Source organism: Rhizobium sp. 2MFCol3.1, assembly GCF_000377565.1.
GTDB lineage: Bacteria > Pseudomonadota > Alphaproteobacteria > Rhizobiales > Rhizobiaceae > Rhizobium.
Genome location: NZ_KB898355.1, coordinates 105047 through 121401 on the forward strand (window position 1 = coordinate 105047; position 16355 = coordinate 121401).

Consider the following 16355-nt stretch of genomic DNA (forward strand, 5'->3'; position numbering starts at 1 on the left):
GTAAGACCATGAAGATCACAAAGCTCACGACCTATATCGTCCCGCCGCGCTGGCTGTTTTTGAAGATCGAGACCGATGAGGGGGTAGTCGGTTGGGGCGAACCGGTAGTGGAAGGCCGGGCGCTCACCGTCCAGGCGGCGGTCCACGAGCTCGAGGACTATCTGATCGGCAAGGACCCGTTCCTGATCGAGGATCACTGGACCGTCATGTATCGCGGCGGCTTCTATCGCGGCGGCGCCATTCATATGAGCGCGATCTCGGGCATCGATCAGGCGCTGTGGGACATCAAGGGCAAAGCGCTCGGCCAGCCCATCCACTCGCTGCTGGGCGGCCAGGTGCGCGACAAGATCAATGTCTACAGCTGGATCGGCGGCGACCGGCCGGCCGATGTCGCGCGCAATGCGAAGGACGTCGTCGCGCGCGGCTTCAAGGCGATCAAGCTCAATGGCTGCGAGGAGATGCAGATCGTCGACAGCAACGAGAAGATCGACAAGGCCGTTGCGACGATCGCTACGATACGCGAGGCGATCGGGCCGAATGTCGGCATCGGCGTCGACTTCCACGGCCGCGTGCACAAACCCATGGCCAAGGTGCTCGCCAAGGAGCTGGAGCCCTACAAGCTGATGTTCATCGAGGAGCCGGTCCTGTCCGAGCACCGCGAGACGCTGAAGGAAATCGCCAATCACTGCTCGACGCCGATCGCGCTGGGTGAGCGCCTCTATTCGCGTTGGGACTTCAAGTCGGTGCTGTCAGATGGCTACGTCGATATCATCCAGCCGGATCTGAGCCACGCCGGCGGCATCACCGAATGCCGCAAGATCGCGGCGATGGCGGAAGCCTATGACGTCGCGGTCGCGCCGCATTGCCCGCTCGGCCCGATCGCGCTCGCCGCCTGCCTGCAGCTCGATGCGGTCAGCTACAATGCCTTCATCCAGGAGCAGAGCCTCGGCATTCACTACAACAAGAGCAACGACATTCTCGACTATATCTCCAACAAGGAAGTGTTCCACTATGCTGATGGTTTCGTCTCGATCCCGCAGGGCCCCGGCCTTGGCGTCGAGGTGGACGAAGCCTATGTCATCGAGCGTGCGAAAGAGGGGCACCGCTGGCGCAACCCGATCTGGCGTCACGAGGACGGCAGTTTCGCCGAGTGGTGAGGTATCAGTCATGTCACATCGTCTGCTCGACAAGCGTATAATGATTACCGGCGCGGCACAGGGCATCGGCCTTGCGACTGCAAAGGCATTCGCGCGGGAAGGCGCGAGCCTGTTTCTGATCGATCGCGACGAGGCGTTACTCCAAGAAGAAACTGCGAAGCTTAAGGATGAGGGCTATCGCGTCAGTGTGCGCTCGGCCGATATAACCGATGCCGAGGCAATTGTTGCGGCTGTGAGCGAGGCGGAAACCGAGATCGGGCGCATCAACGCGTTGGTCAACAATGCGGGCGTCAACGTGTTTTCCGAGCCGCTCGAGACCAGCGACGAGGAGTGGAACCGCTGCTTCGATATCAATCTCAAGGGCGCATGGAACTGCTCGAAGGCGGTTCTGCCTGGGCTGATCGATCAAGGCGGAGGCGTGATCCTCAACATCGCCTCGACCCACGCCTTCACCATCATCCCGCATACCTTCCCCTATCCGCTGGCAAAGCATGCGCTGCTCGGCATGACGAAGTCGCTCGGCCTCGAATACGCGCCGAAGAACGTCCGCGTAAATGCGCTCGCGCCCGGCTATGTCGCGACGCAGAAGGTCATCGATTACTGGAACGGCTTTCCCGATCCTGAGGCGGCGAAGGCCGAGACGATGAAGTTGCATCCGGGTGGACGTATTGCCACGCCGGAAGAGATCGCCATGGCAGCGGTGTTCATGATTTCGGACGAGTGCCCGTTCATGAACGCGACATGCCTGACGTTGGACGGAGGCCTGAGCGTCCAGCAACATCCCGCGTGATAAAAACTTGTGTTGCCTGTGGCGGCGTATCAAATATCGGGAGAACGACAGGGGTGGCCCCTGAGGCCGTGGTGCAGCCGACCTTCCAAGGTCGGCACTCTGCGAACACGTCACGACGCGCCTGCGTCGACGTTTTTCGGGTGGCAGTGAGTGAGGACGATACGGTTTCTTGTCCCCCTGCAGCAGAGGTTCGATATCTTAATCGGTGCCGCGACGGCGCAAGTTACCGCACGAGTTTATCCCAGTCTTAGCCGCCGCATCGCAGAGAGACGGACCGCAAAACTCCTTGTCTATCGTAATGTCGTCGCTTGAGGGCCGATCCAGACGCGTGCCGGTACGATTGATGGCAGAGTAGAAAGGCCGTCGATCAACGCTTGCAGCATTATATCGACCAACGCATCCGCGGCGTCGACTGGACCGACCAATCCGTCGATCAGCAGCAGGGTCAGGCCGTGAACCTGCGACCAGAGCGCCAGCACCGCTGTGTCGATGCGGCTATTGTCCTCCTCCGTATCCGCAATGGCTCTGCCGATCGCCCCATCGCAAATCGCTGAGACGATCAGGGATCGCATCTCGAAAGCGGCGGTTCGCTCTATGGCCGGGCGGTTGTTGCCCTGCTCGGTGAGTAGTCCTCCGAACATCAGTCGATAGAGCGCCGGGTTGGTCACGCCGCTGCGGACATAGGCGCGCATCAAGAGCATGAGGCGTTCGCGCGGTTCGGCTTTTCCCAGTTGGGCTTTGTGCATCTCTTCGGCGAGACGCTCGAAGCCAACAGCGGAGACGGCCGCCAGCATTTCGCGTTTGTCGGCGAAGTGCTTGTAGGGCGCGTTGTGGCTGACGCCGGCCCTGCGGGCCAGTTCGCGTAAAGAAAACTCCGTGCTTTGAGATTCACTCAAGACGTCGAACGCGGCGTTCAAGATCGCGCGCTGGAGATCGCCGTGATGGTAGGGCCGCTCTTCGGATGTGGTTTTCAATTGGGTCATGACACCTCGTGTAATCCCTGATGGTGACGCCGTCAACATTATTGCCATCTAATGTTGACAATGGCAACATTTGCTTTATGTAGACACCGTCAACTTTGACAAACGTCAATTTGACGGGGCGCCGGCCAGTGTTGGCCGCTGCCGCCGCAAGCAACCGACGATGACGAAGGAGAAAGACATGCTCGATGGCAAAGTGATTGTTGTAACCGGAGCGGCAAGCGGGATCGGAAAGGCGATCGCGGTTGCGGCCGCCGCCCATGGCGCCCGCGCGGTGATCGTTGGTGACCTGGTGCCGGAACCGAAGGAAGGTGGCGAGACGACGGTCGATCTGGTCCGCTCCTATGGCGCGGAAAGCCGGTTCATCTCCGTTGACGTGCGGGATCGCGCTCAGATCGATGCGTTGATCACGGCTGCGCAGGACGCCGGCGGTGTGGATTGTGTTGTCTGCAATGCCGGTATCGCGCGGCCTGGAGACGGGCCTGATGTCAGTGAAGAAGACATGGATGCGCTGGTCGCCGTCAATCTCAAGGGCCTGCTTCTGACAGCCCAGGCGTCGGCTGCGGCCATGGCCGGGCGCGGCGGCAGCATCGTGCTGGTCTCCAGCATGGCTGGGCTGAAGGGCACGGCCGTCAACCTTGGCTACGGCGCGACCAAGGCCGGCGTCAATTCTCTGGCCGCAGCTCTCGCCGATGCGCATGGCCCTCAGGGCATCCGCGTCAACGCGATCTGCCCCGGCCTCATCGACACCACGCTGGCGCAGTCTTCTTCATCAGGCGTTTCGGAGAAGATGGCCGGGCTGATCGCGCGCATGCCGTTGCGCCGTCTCGGCCGGCCTGAGGAGGTCGGCCATGTGGTCTCATGGCTCGCTTCCGACCTGTCCTCCTATGTCACCGGCGTCGCATTGCCCGTCGATGGCGGCCAGACCGCCGTGCTCTGAACCTTCCCCAACAGCTGTCCGAAAGGGACGACAATGACCCTGTCATGCAATCTCCATGACCGCGCCAAGCCGTTTGCGATGTCGAAAGCGACCGCTGGCGGCAGGCTGCCGAAGCCAGCGCTCCGCCTCGCGGCGCTATGCGGCCTCAGCCTTGCCGCGGCAATCCCCGGCCATGCGGCCGATGCTTCCAGCCCGATCGCGGTGACGGTACAGGCCGCCACTGCCGACACGCCTGAATTCGGCGTGGAACTCACCGGTTCTGTCGCCGCGCGCAAGGTCAGCGAGGCCGGATTTCGCATCAGCGGCCGGTTGCGGTCTCGCGAAGTGGATGTCGGCGACAGGGTGACGAAGGGGCAGGTCCTCGCCAACATGGAAGCGGATGTTCAAAACGCCGACGTCTTTGCCGCCGAGGCGGCGGTGCAATCGGCCGACGCCACCTACCGGCAGCGGGAGGCCGATTTCCAGCGGCAGGTATCGCTGCTCGAAAATGGCGTCGGCACCGAGGCCCAGGTCGACAACGCCCAGGAGCAACTGCAAGCCGCCGCCGCGACACAGACGACGTCGCGCGCCAATCTCGGCATTGCCCGTGACAACCTCGCGAACACGGTGCTGCGGGCGCCGGTCACCGGCGTGGTGACTGCGCGCAAGGCAGAGGCGGGACAGGTGGTGGAGGCGGCGCAAGCCGTCTATGCGGTTGCCGAGGATGGCGATCGCGATGCGGTCTTCGAGGTCTACGAGGCATTGTTGACTAGGCCGCTCAGCGAAAATCGCGTCGATATCCGGCTGGTGGCCAACCCTGCGGTTAAGGTCACCGGCACGGTGCGGGAGGTGTCGCCGGTCATCGATACCGGGACTGGAACGATACGCGTCAAGGTCGGTCTGCCGCGGCAGTCGCCGGCTCCGCTCTCGCTTGGCGCGCCGGTTGCCGGCACGGCGCGGTTCGACGCAGGGCATGGTGTCACCGTGCCTTGGCGGTCGCTCAGCAGGGAAGGCGGAAAGCCCGCCGTCTGGGTGGTGGATCGCGCAACGAACACGGTGTCGGTCAAGCCGGTCACCGTCTCGGCCTATCGTTCGAACACCGTCCTCGTCGGCGATGGGCTTGGCGAAGGCGATCTCGTCGTCACGGCGGGCATCCCGTTTCTGAAGCCGGGCATCACCGTCGAGCCCAGGATGCAGGGAGATGCGCAATGAACATCTCCTATCGCATGGCTATTCTCTCCGCCTGCGTTTCGCTCGCTTCCTGCAATGCCAAGGATGAAGCGGCGCCGCAGCCGCCGCGGCCGGTGCTGACGATGAAGGTCGCTTCCGCCTTTGACGACGGTCCTGGTTTCGCCGGCACCGTGGAGGCGCGCTACCAGACGGCGCGCGGCTTCCAGGTGCTGGGCCGGATCGAAAGCCTCGACGTTGAGGTCGGCGACTGGATCGAGAAAGGCCAGAGGCTGGCCGCACTCGACCCGACCTCGTTCCAGCTCGATGTCAACTCCAAGATCGGCGATACCGCGCGCGCCGAGGCCAGGCTGAAGAATGCGGCCTCGACGCTCGATCGCACCAGACGTCTCGTCTCGAGCGGAGCCTCGACGCAGGCCAAGCTTGAAGCCGATATCCAGGCGCTTGCCGCAGCACAAGCGGCGTTGGATCAATCCAATGCCGAGCTCGCCAAGGCGAGAACCCGCGTCGACTACACGACGCTTAATGCCGGCGAGGACGGCGTCGTGGTCAGTAAGGATGCGGATGTCGGCCAGACCGTCAATCCCGGCCAGACCGTCGTGACGATTGCCAGGACCGATGCGCGGGAAGTGGTGGTGGACGTTGCCCCCGAGCTTGCCGCGTCACTCGGCGCGCAGGAAGCCTTCGACATCGTGCTGCAGGCCGATCCTTCGGTCACGGCCAGGGGCCGCGTGCGGGAGATCGCGCCGCAAGCGGATGCCGCAACTCGGACACGGCGCGTCAAGATCGCGCTGGAAGCGCCGCCGGAACCTTTCAGGCTCGGCGCAACGGTAACGGCCAAGCTTAGCAACCCGCCTCGCACGGCCGCCGCCATGCGCATTCCGCGCAGTGCGGTCATGGACGCCGATGGCGGCGCAAGCGTGTGGGTCGTCGACCCGCAGCAGCAAACCGTTCGTGCCACCGCCGTCACGATCCAGCAAAGCACGGACAATGAAATGCAGATCTCGAACGGCCTGTCTTCAGGCCAAATCATCGTCGTCGCCGGGGTTTCGGACCTCAAGGACGGCCAGAAGATCCAATTCGATGGAGCGGATGCAAAATGAAGTCCTTCAACCTTTCGGAGTGGTCACTCCGTCATCGGTCGCTGATATGGTATTTCATGCTGATTGGCGCTGTCGCCGGGATGCTTGCCTATTTCAACCTCGGCCGTGCCGAAGATCCCGATTTCACCATCAAGACGATGATCGTTCGCGCCAGCTGGCCGGGCGCCACGGTCCAGGAAACCATGGATCAGGTCACCGACCGAATCGAGAAGAAGCTCGAGGAGATCGATAATATCGACTACACAAAGAGCATCTCGTCTCCGGGCCAGACGGCTGTCTACCTCTATCTCAAAGATACGACACCCGCCAAGGACGTGGAGGCGACCTGGATCCGTGCGCGTAACCTGATTGGCGACATCCGCCCTGAACTGCCCGAGGGTGTGCAGGGGCCGGTCTTCGACGACGACTTCGGCGACGTCTATGGGAATATCTACGCGTTTACGGCCAACGGCGTTTCGCAGCGCCAACTGCGCGATTATGTCGAGGACGTGCGCCGCGAAATCCTCGAAGTTCCCGCCGCCGGCAAGGTCAATCTCATCGGTGCGCAGGACGAGGTGATCTATCTCAAGTTCTCGACACGCAAGGTAGCAGCCCTCGGTCTCACGCAGGAAATGGTAATCGAGCGACTGAAATCGCAAAACGCGGTCGTGCCGTCGGGCGTGGTGGAAGCCAATGGCGAACGCGTCTCGGTGCGCACATCAGGACAGTTCACCTCGGAGGAGAGCCTGCGGTCGATCAACCTTCGCATCAACGACCGCTTCTTCCGCCTGGGCGATGTGGCCGAGATCAGTCGCGGCTATGTCGATCCGCCACAGCCGCAGTTCCGCTATAACGGCGAGCCGGCCATCGGCCTGGCGATCGGCATGAAGACCGGTGAGAACATCACCACCTTCGGCGAGCAGCTCGTTGAGAAGCTTGCAGAAATCCAGAACAAGCTGCCGCATGGCATTGACGTGCATCTGGTCTCCGACCAACCGCATATCGTCGAGGAGGCCGTCGGCGGCTTCGTCAAGGCGCTGCTCGAGGCCGTCGCCATCGTGCTTGTCGTCTCCTTCGTCAGTCTCGGGATGCGGGCCGGCCTTGTGGTCGCGGTGACGATCCCGCTGGTGCTGGCACTCACCTTTATCATCATGGAGATCTACGGCGTCTCTATGCAGCGCATCTCGCTTGGCGCCCTGATCATCGCGCTCGGCCTTCTGGTGGATGACGCGATGATCGCGGTGGAGATGATGGTGGCGCGGCTGGAGGAGGGCGATCCGCTGCACAAGGCGGCGACCTATGTCTACAGCCACACGGCCTTTCCGATGCTGACGGGTACGCTCGTCACGGTCGTGAGCTTCTTTCCTGTCGCCTTCAACAGCGGTTCGGCCGGCGAGTTCACCTTCACGCTGTTCATCGTGATCGCGGCTTCGCTCCTGATCTCGTGGGTCGTCGCGGTGCTGTTCGTGCCGCTGCTCGGCGTCACCCTACTGCCGAAGACCATGAAGAAGCATGGAGACCACAAGGGCTGGTTCACTCGCGGCTTCGGCAAGATGCTGCGGATTTGCGTGCGCTTCAAATGGACGACCGTCGTCGTGACGGTGCTTCTGTTCGGCGCATCGATGTATGGCATGCGCTTCGTTCAGCAGCAGTTCTTTCCGTCTTCGGATCGTGTCGAGCTGGTGGTCGATTGGACGCTGCCACAGAACTCCTCGATCACCGATACGCGCGAACAGCTTAGCCGCTTCGAAGAGGTCGCGCTCAAGGGGGATGCCGATGTCGAGCGCTGGTCGACCTATATCGGCCAGGGCGCCGTGCGCTTCCTGCTCTCCTTCGACGTCCAGCCGCCGCTTCCGAACTACGGCCAGATCATCGTCGTCGCCAAGGATATCGAGGCACGCGATCGGCTGCGCGAGAAGCTTGAGGGCGTGATCCACAAGGATTTCCCCGGTACGGATGGCTGGGTCCATCTGCTGGAAATCGGCCCGCCCGTCGGTCGCGAGATTCAGTATCGCATCAGTGGTCCCGATATCGATGGCGTACGCGCGCAGGTACAGAAATTCGCCTCCGCCGTATCCGAAAACCCCAATCTCGGTGTCGCGGTGTATGACTGGTACGAGCCCGGTCGCGTGGTGAAGGTGGATGTGCTGCAGGACAAGATCGCGCAGCTCGGCATCACCAACGAGGCCATATCGACGGCGCTGAACGGCGTCATCGGCGGAAGCACGGCGACACAGGTGCGCGACTCGATCTATCTGGTCGATATCGTTGGGCGCGCCGACGATACGGAGCGCTCGAACATCGACACCCTCTATAATCTCCAGCTTCCGACGCAGAACGGCGGCACCGTGCCGCTCGCGGCGATTGCCACCTTCCGCTACGAGCAGGAGCAGCCCGTGGTCTGGCGCCGTGATCGCATGCCGACGATCACGGTGAAGGCCGCGGTGACCTCGGATGCCCAGCCGGCGACTATTGTCGAGGAGCTGAAGCCGAAGATCGATACGCTGATCTCAGCCTTGCCCGTCGGCTACAAGGCCGAAACCGGCGGTGCGGTTGAGGAGAGCGCCAAGGGGCAGGCACCGATCTTCGCTGTCATCCCGATGATGCTCTTGGTGATGGCGACGATCCTGATGCTGCAGCTGCAAAGCTTCCAGAGTATGTTCCTGGTCGTTGTCGTGGCGCCGCTCGGACTGATCGGCGTGGTGGCGGCACTCGTGCCCAGCGGCGCGCCGCTCGGCTTCGTCGCGATCCTCGGGGTGCTGGCGCTGATCGGCATCCTGATCCGTAACTCGGTGATCCTCGTCGTCCAGATCGAGGAAGCCAGGGCGGAAGGCCTTGATGGCTGGACGGCGGTGGTCGAAGCCACCGAACACCGCATGCGGCCGATCATGCTGACGGCGGCTGCCGCCAGCCTGGCGCTGATCCCGATCGCCTTCGAGATCTTCTGGGGACCGATGGCGTTCGCGATGATGGGCGGTATCGTCGTCGGCACGCTGCTGACGCTGTTCTTCCTGCCCGCGCTCTACATCGGCTGGTTCCGCTTGAAGGAGCCGGAAGTGCACGCGGATGATGCGGCTGAAGAAGGCCACGTCGCATGATCAGCCCCATCGCCGTCGCCTTCGTCACGGCTTGCACGGCGCTGGTGTCATCGGTGGTCGCGCCGATGATCACCATGCGCATGGGCCGCGCCCAGATCCGCGCTTCGGTGATCTCCAACAACCGGCAGCGCTGGATCGAGACCCTGCGCGATCTGATCGCGGCCTTCTGCGCGCAGGTGACGACGGCGGCGCCGATGCGTAGGACGCTGCTTGACGCCAATGGGGGTATCCTGGTCACGGACCCGGATATCCTCAACAGGCTGCAGGAGATCATGAAGACCTTCACGATGATCCGGCTGATGACCAACCCGTTGGAAGCGGATCATCAGGAGCTCATCACGGTGCTCACGAAAACGATGACCACATTGCGCACGGCACCGCTGGACGAGGATCTCGACCCCAGCGTTCGCCAGGCGGTCGAAGAAGTGGTGCAGAAGTCGCAGGTGATCCTAAAGAGGGAGTGGAGCCGCGTGAAGGCAGGTGAATAGCGTGGATGCTCCCATGGGAGCGGCGTTTCCGATCCATCAGAGGAACCGCATCCTGCATTTGCCAGACGGTCTCGACTGTCACAATCGCCCCTCGGCATCCAATACTTCAGGTCATCGTTAATTCTCGAGGGCCGGCGCTGAAGGTCGCAAGCGCCTGAAATATATCGAAGCGTTGAGCGACAGTGCTTAGTGATGCGCGGACCTTGCGTTCGATGTCAGGCGCTTTCTCGCCGAAGGACCTGGAAGCCTGTGTCATGGCTGACACCTCGGTGATCGATGCCGCTCGCGCGCTCTACGATCATTGTCATCGCCCGTTGCCCCATCTCATAGGAATGGGGTTGTATCGTGGTAATTCCGGGCGTGATCTCCGAAGCAATCTCATAATCGCCCCAGCCGGCTACAGCGAGGCGGTCGGGAACCTTCCAGCCGCGGCGGCCACATTCGAACAGGACACCGGCGGCCACGATGTCGGTAGGGCAGACGATTGCATCGAATTCCGGATCGATCGCGCATAGCCTCTCAAGCGCCTTTGCGCCGGCACTGAAACCGTCCGCTTGGTCGACAAGCACTATCCGGTGGCTGTCGAGGCCAGCATGTTCCACGCAGCGTTTGAAAATCGGCACACGCTCGGTGTAGCGATGGGACACATCGCCGTCATAGCCGACAAACCCGATCCGCTGGCGGCCGGTCTCGATGAGAAGGGACGTCATTGCGTGCGTGGCGTCAGCGGTCGAATAGCCAACGGCCATGTCGAAGGGGTCATTGTATACCCAGGATTCCACCACGGGCGTGCCCGTCTTACGCAGCAGGGTCAAGGCATCGCTTTCATGCTCGTCGCCGACGAGCGCGATGCCTGCAACACGCAAGCCGACAAACGTTCGGATCGCTGCCGCTTCCTGGCTGACCGTGTCGGCCAATTTCAAGATCAGTTGATAGCCCTGGCTTGTCACATGGTCCTGCATGCCGCGAACATAGTTGTAGAAACTCGAGTTCTTGATCGAGGGGATGACCGCGCCGATAACGCGGCTCTGGCCGGATGCAAGATTGCCGGCGGCATGGTTCGGGACATAACCAAGTTCGGAGGCGATCTTCAGCACGCGCTCGCGGGTCTCTTCCTGCACGCGCTCAGGATAGCGGAACGTATTCGACACCGTCATCGGCGAAACGCCGGCCGCGACGGCGACCGATTGCATCGTGACAGTTTCATCATTCCGGGGCTTCGTCATGGTGTGGCCTTGAGCTTAATTCTACATCGATATGATCACGAAATATGCACTGCTATAATTGACGGCAAAATGAGAAAAGCAATCCTTGACAGAAGTCATGTGCAGAATATTGTAGCGCTACAAAACACGGATGGGAATATCTCTGTTCCGATCTTGAAGCGAATACGAAAAACCGGGAACCATTCATGACGGTAGCAGGACGTGAGGGCGATACGGGTCTGTTGCTAACGGGAATTCACAAGTCCTACGGCAAGGTCGTGGCCGTGAAGAACCTCGACCTGAATGTCGCGGCCGGTGAGCTCGTGGCGCTGCTTGGTCCATCAGGTTGCGGCAAGACGACGACCCTGCGCATGGTTGCGGGTTTCGAGGCGCCGGACTCAGGTTCGGTCAAGATAGGCGACGACGAGATCTCGCAGCTGCCGCCGCACAAGCGCCATCTCGGCATGGTGTTCCAGAACTACAGCCTGTTTCCGCACCGCACAGTTGCCGAAAACATCGGTTTCGGCCTGCGCATGGCCGGCATGGCGAAGGCCGACCGCGATGAGAAGGTCGCGGAGATGCTCGATCTCGTGCAGCTTCAGGGACGCGGCGACGTTTATCCGTCGAAATTGTCGGGTGGTCAGCAGCAGCGCGTGGCGCTGGCGCGCTCGCTTGTCGTCAATCCGAAGGTTTTGCTGCTCGACGAGCCGCTTGGCGCGCTCGACAAGTCGCTGCGCGAAAGCATGCAGTTCGAGATCCGCGGCATGCAGCAGCGGCTTGGCATCACGGCGCTTCTCGTGACGCATGATCAGGAAGAGGCCATGTCCATGGCCGACCAGGTTGCGGTCATGAATGGCGGCCGCATCCTGCAGATCGGTGCGCCGACCGATATTTACGACAGGCCGCAGAGCCGCTTTGTCGCTGAATTTCTCGGCACGTCGAACATTTTTGAAGGCACTGTCGGTGAAGACGGTGCGACGCTGAATGTTTCCGGACCGCAGGGCGCAGTGGCCTTGTCCTTGCCCGAGCGACGGGTTTTCGGCCAGACACAGCTTCTCTCGGTGCGTCCGGAACGCATCTCGCTGGTTTCCGGCGAGACGACAGGCGGCTTCGTCGGCCGCATCATCGGAGCCGTCTTCCGCGGCAATTATGCCGCCTATCAGGTCGAGGTCCCCTCGCTTGGTCGCGAGATTTTCGTCTATCGGCAGGCCGATGGCCCTCTCGGCTCGACCACCTATCATCTCGGCCAGGCCGTGACGCTCGACTGGGCGCCGCAGGATGGCGTCGTCGTCAGCGCGGAGTAATTTTGAAAGTGACGCAGATGCAGAAAACTGGTGCGCGTATCGGGATCGACGTCGGCGGTACCTTTACCGACTTCGTGCTGTCCAATCCGAATGACGGCAGCCTGACCTATTACAAGGAACCCTCGACGCCGGACGATCCGTCGCGCGCACTGATCGAAGGGTTGCAGAGCCTGTTGGCGAAGGCCGGCATGACATCCGCCGATGTCGGCACGCTGATGCACGGCACGACGATCGGCCTCAATGCCATCATTCAGCGGCGTGGTGCCACCATCGCGCTGGTGGTGAGCAAGGGCTATCGCGATATTCTGGAGATCGCCCGCAGCCGCATGCCGTCTTCCTTCGATTTCCATGCGAGCAAGGAAGAGCCGCTGGTGCCGCGCCTGCGCATCATCGAGGTCGATGCGCGTTTGTCCGCCTCGGGCGAGGTGACGAAAGCCGCCGATGACGCCGAACTCGATCGTGTTGCCGCCGAACTCAAGACGCTCGGTGTTGATGCCGCAGCTCTCGTGCTGATCAATGGCTATACGACCCCTTCCGTCGAAATCGGCATGGCGAAGACGCTTTCGGAAAAGGCCGGAGGCCTGTCGATTACGTCCGCCGCCGCGATCTGGCCGGAAATCCGCGAATATGAGCGCACGCTGGTCGCCTGTCTCAACGCCTATATCCAGCCGCTGATGCAGCGCTACTTCGCTGGCCTGAAAACGGGTTTGGAACGCGACGGCGTCGTGGCACCAATCCTCGTCACGGCCTCCAACGGCGGTTCGCTCAGTCTCGTCTCGGCCGATGAGCGCCCGGTGGAAACCATCCTCTCCGGTCCCGCTTCCGGCGTCATGGCCGCGGCGCGCCTCGCCGAAGCCGCGGACGTCAAGTCGATCATCACTTTCGACATGGGCGGTACTTCTTCCGACATCGCCGTCGCGCAGGCCGGTTCCGCCGAGCTTGCGACCCGCACCGATATCGGTGGCTTGCCACTCGTGTTGCCGGTTGTTGACGTATCCGCCATTGGTGCAGGTGGTGGTTCAATCGTCTGGGTCGATGCCCACGGCCTGTTGAAGGTCGGCCCGCAGAGTGCTGGCGCCATGCCCGGACCGGTTTCTTACGGTCGCGGTGGCAAACAGCCAGCGGTCACAGACTGCTATCTGGCGCTCGGCTATATCGATCCCGCCGGTTTCCTTGGTGGCCGCATGAAGCTCGATATCGACGCAGCACGCGCAGCGCTCGGCGAGGTCGGCCAGCGCATCGGCCTGACCGGTGACGATGGTGCTGCCCTTGCCGCCGAAGGCGCGCTTGCCGTCACCACTGCCGGCATGGCGACCGAGCTTTATAAAACGCTTGCCTCGCGCGGGCTCGATCCGGCCTCGTTCGCGCTGGTACCGTTCGGTGGCGCCGGTCCGACCCACGCCAATCTTCTCGCCGAAGAGGCAGGCATCGGTCGCGTCGTCATCCCGCCCGCCGCCGGGACCTTCTGCGCCCTCGGGGCTGCGGCCGCCGACTTGCGTCGCGATTTCGTCCGCAGCCTGCGCCGAGCGGTTGATGATGCCAGTGCGGCCATGATGCTCGACGTGATGAAGGAACTGGAAGACGAAGGCAACGCCTGGCTCGACCGCGAAGGTGACGCCGGCCAGACCCGCCGCTTCGAACGTGGCGCCGACATGCGTTACGCCGGTCAGGCCTATGAACTGCGCGTCAAGCTGGATGAAAACGCCCGCGACGCCGCATCTATCTGCGAAGCCTTCCATCTCGAACATGAGCGCATCTACGGTTTCCGCGATACGCAGACTGAGGTCGAACTCGGCACCGTGCGACTGGCTGTCGTCGGCGTCACCGAAAACATCAGTCAGCCGGAAATCGCCGCCGGCAGTGGCACGCCGTTTGCCAAGGGCGAGCGACCTCTGTTCCGTGCCGGCAAATGGGTTTCTGCCGGCGTCTATGACCGCAGCGCGTTTGGCGCCGGCGACAAGATTAGCGGCCCGGCGATCATCGAACAGGACGATACGACAACGGTTCTTCTTCCCGGCTGGTCGGCCCGCGCCGACGTTCTCGGAAACCTCCATCTCGAAAGACATGCGCAATGAAGCTTGATCCCGTCACGCTCGCCATTCTCGGCAACAAGCTCGCCGCCGTCAGCGAAGAAATGTGCCTGACGCTGCAGCGCACCGGCCGCACGCTCTATGTCAAGGAAACCGCCGATTTCGCCTGTGCGCTCGCAGGCCTCGATGGTCGCTTCTTTGCCTATCCGCGCTCGATCGGCGTGTCCGGCTTCGTCGGCCTGGAATGCGCCCCGTCGATCGCTGCTGTCGGCCCGCTGGAGCCGGGTGACGTCATCCTGACGAATGATCCCTATCGTTCGGAGGGCCTCGCCACCCACCTGCCCGACCTGCACATGATCGAGCCCTATTTCCATGAGGGCAAGATCGTCGCCTATGGCTGGTGTTTCGTGCATTGCTCGGATGTCGGCGGCCGCGTGCCGTCCAGCATCTCGCCGGTCAATACGGAAATCTTCCAGGAAGGCCTGCGCATTCCGCCGGTCAAGCTGATGAAGAAGGGCGAGATGAACCCCGACGTGGCGCTGTTCCTCAATGCCAACAGCCGCACGCCCGATGCCAATATGGGCGATATCCGCGCCATGCTGGCAGCGCTTGCCGCCGGCCGCCGCCGCCTGGAACAGACGATCGGCCAGCATGGTGCCGAAACGGTCGCCACGGCTGCGGTCGATCTGGTCGCCTATTCGGCGGAAAAGGCTCGCACCGTGCTGAAGCGGGTGCCATCAGGCACCTACAGCTTCTCCGACTATCTCGACGACGATGCCGCAAGCCGTCTGCCTGTGCGCATCGCATTGTCGGCGACATTCGATGACGGCGAGGTGCATCTCGATTTCACGGGCACCGACCCGCAAGTGTCGACCGCCATGAACATTCCCTCGCGTGGCCGCCCGCATGCCTGGCTGACGCTGCGCGTGCTTGCGCTCGTCAACACGCTCGACCCGACCACGCCGCTCAATGTCGGCATGCTGGCGCCGGTCAGGATCACCGCGCCCGAGGGCAGCCTCGTCAATCCGCAGGAACCGGCAGCCGTCGGTGTTCGCCATGCGGCGGCGATCCGCGTCAACGACGTGCTGAACGGCGCTTTCGGCAAGGCATTGCCGGATATCATGCCGGCCGCATCCTCGGGCACGGTTATCCCTGTCGTGATGGCGGAACCGGACGGCCATGGCGGCCGGCGCGTGCAGGTCATCGAGCCGATGATCGGCGGCACCGGCGCCCGCAAGGGCCGCGACGGCATCGACGGTCGCGACAGCGGCATTTCCAATCTCGCCAACAATCCGGTCGAAACGGTCGAGGCCGAACTCGGCATCGAGATTTCCACCTACGCGCTTCGGCCCGATTCCGGTGGCGCCGGGCAGTGGCGTGGCGGCTGCGGCATGGAGCTGACCTTTCGCGTGCTGACCGATGACAGCAATGTTCTCGGTCGTGGCCTCGAACGTCTTCTGTTCCGTCCCTGGGGCTCGAATGGCGGCAAACCTGGCATGCCGGGCCAGCTCATCCTCAATCGTGGCAAGGACGGCGAGCGCCATCTCGGCAAGATCGACGTCTTGACCGTCAATGCCGGCGACACCGTTACATTCCTGACCCCCGGTGCCGGCGGTTGGGGCGATCCCGCCAGCCGTGAGCCCGAAGCCGTGTTGCGTGATGTCGTCAACGGTTTTGTCACCGTCGAGGCTGCCGCAAATGAATACGGCGTTGCGATCATTGGTGGTTCTGTCGATGCGGCAAAGACCGAGGCCCTGCGCAAGGCGATGGGCACAAGCACATCCGCCAATGCGCAAGGAACAGAGCGTGAGCGCTGGGACGAGGCCTTCCCGGCCGTTGTGATGGACCGTCTGAACCGTGGACTGGTGGTTCTGCCGGGCGCGGTTCGCCAGCGTCGCCGCCGCGAAATCTTCGATGCCGTTCTGGCGGAACTGCCGGAAGGTTTTCCGCGTATCGCCGCAAGTGACGCCGCCGTCAGTGCCGCGCGGCAAAAACTCGAAGCCGCCGCCGGCAGCTTCTGATGCGCATGCCATAATACATCCGATGCCACCTCGTTCCAGCTTTGGAGAACTGCGATGACAATAATGAAGAGAAGACATTTCCTCGGTGGCAGC

General features: G+C 62.4%; 12 protein-coding genes. 10 read left to right on the forward strand and 2 right to left on the reverse strand.

All coding sequences use genetic code 11. The annotated features are described in order from the left end of the window. The first annotated feature begins 8 nt into the window (after window positions 1-8). Entirely contained in the window at window positions 9-1157 is a 1149-nt protein-coding gene (gene dgoD, locus D460_RS0106445) for a galactonate dehydratase (RefSeq protein ID WP_018897701.1), read from the forward strand. Window positions 1158-1167: 10 nt separating this feature from the next. Further along, window positions 1168-1947, forward strand: coding sequence for an SDR family oxidoreductase (locus D460_RS0106450; RefSeq protein WP_018897702.1), 780 nt, complete (start codon window positions 1168-1170; stop codon window positions 1945-1947). 290 nt (window positions 1948-2237) lie between these two features. On the opposite strand, the gene D460_RS0106455 is transcribed toward D460_RS0106450, so the two are convergent. Continuing rightward, complete coding sequence (locus D460_RS0106455; protein WP_018897703.1) at window positions 2238-2930, reverse strand: TetR/AcrR family transcriptional regulator; 693 nt, start codon at window positions 2928-2930, stop codon at window positions 2238-2240. Window positions 2931-3108: 178 nt separating this feature from the next. Between D460_RS0106455 and D460_RS0106460 the strand changes: the two genes are divergently transcribed. Genes D460_RS0106460 through D460_RS0106480 form a run of 5 tightly spaced genes read left to right on the forward strand, consistent with a single transcriptional unit; the run spans window position 3109 to window position 9702 of the window. Next, window positions 3109-3867 carry a glucose 1-dehydrogenase gene (locus D460_RS0106460; RefSeq protein ID WP_018897704.1) on the forward strand — a complete coding sequence of 253 codons (759 nt, stop codon included), beginning with the start codon at window positions 3109-3111 and terminating at the stop codon, window positions 3865-3867. A 33-nt stretch (window positions 3868-3900) separates the two neighbouring features. After that, complete coding sequence (locus D460_RS32645; RefSeq protein WP_018897705.1) at window positions 3901-5058, forward strand: efflux RND transporter periplasmic adaptor subunit; 1158 nt, start codon at window positions 3901-3903, stop codon at window positions 5056-5058. Then, the gene (locus D460_RS0106470) at window positions 5055-6137 is read left to right on the forward strand and encodes an efflux RND transporter periplasmic adaptor subunit (RefSeq protein ID WP_018897706.1); all 1083 of its coding nucleotides are present in this window, start codon (window positions 5055-5057) and stop codon (window positions 6135-6137) included. Before D460_RS32645 ends, D460_RS0106470 begins: the two co-directional genes overlap by 4 nt. Next, window positions 6134-9214, forward strand: coding sequence for an efflux RND transporter permease subunit (locus D460_RS0106475; RefSeq protein WP_018897707.1), 3081 nt, complete (start codon window positions 6134-6136; stop codon window positions 9212-9214). Before D460_RS0106470 ends, D460_RS0106475 begins: the two co-directional genes overlap by 4 nt. Further along, a complete protein-coding gene (locus D460_RS0106480; RefSeq protein WP_018897708.1) occupies window positions 9211-9702 on the forward strand; it encodes a hypothetical protein in 492 nt (163 codons plus the stop codon). Before D460_RS0106475 ends, D460_RS0106480 begins: the two co-directional genes overlap by 4 nt. Window positions 9703-9917: 215 nt before the next feature. Here the strand turns inward: D460_RS0106480 and D460_RS0106485 are convergent, their stop codons facing one another. Beyond that, window positions 9918-10928, reverse strand: coding sequence for a LacI family DNA-binding transcriptional regulator (locus tag D460_RS0106485; RefSeq protein WP_348625617.1), 1011 nt, complete (start codon window positions 10926-10928; stop codon window positions 9918-9920). 185 nt (window positions 10929-11113) lie between these two features. Between D460_RS0106485 and D460_RS0106490 the strand changes: the two genes are divergently transcribed. The 3 genes from D460_RS0106490 to D460_RS0106500 are packed head-to-tail and all read left to right on the forward strand — an operon-like array spanning window position 11114 to window position 16262. Then, entirely contained in the window at window positions 11114-12211 is a 1098-nt protein-coding gene (locus D460_RS0106490; protein ID WP_018897710.1) for an ABC transporter ATP-binding protein, read from the forward strand. A 17-nt stretch (window positions 12212-12228) separates the two neighbouring features. Continuing rightward, window positions 12229-14286: a hydantoinase/oxoprolinase family protein gene (locus D460_RS0106495; protein WP_018897711.1), complete on the forward strand. Its 2058-nt coding sequence runs from the start codon at window positions 12229-12231 to the stop codon at window positions 14284-14286. Beyond that, the gene (locus D460_RS0106500) at window positions 14283-16262 is read left to right on the forward strand and encodes a hydantoinase B/oxoprolinase family protein (RefSeq protein WP_018897712.1); all 1980 of its coding nucleotides are present in this window, start codon (window positions 14283-14285) and stop codon (window positions 16260-16262) included. Before D460_RS0106495 ends, D460_RS0106500 begins: the two co-directional genes overlap by 4 nt. Window positions 16263-16355: the final 93 nt, after the last annotated feature.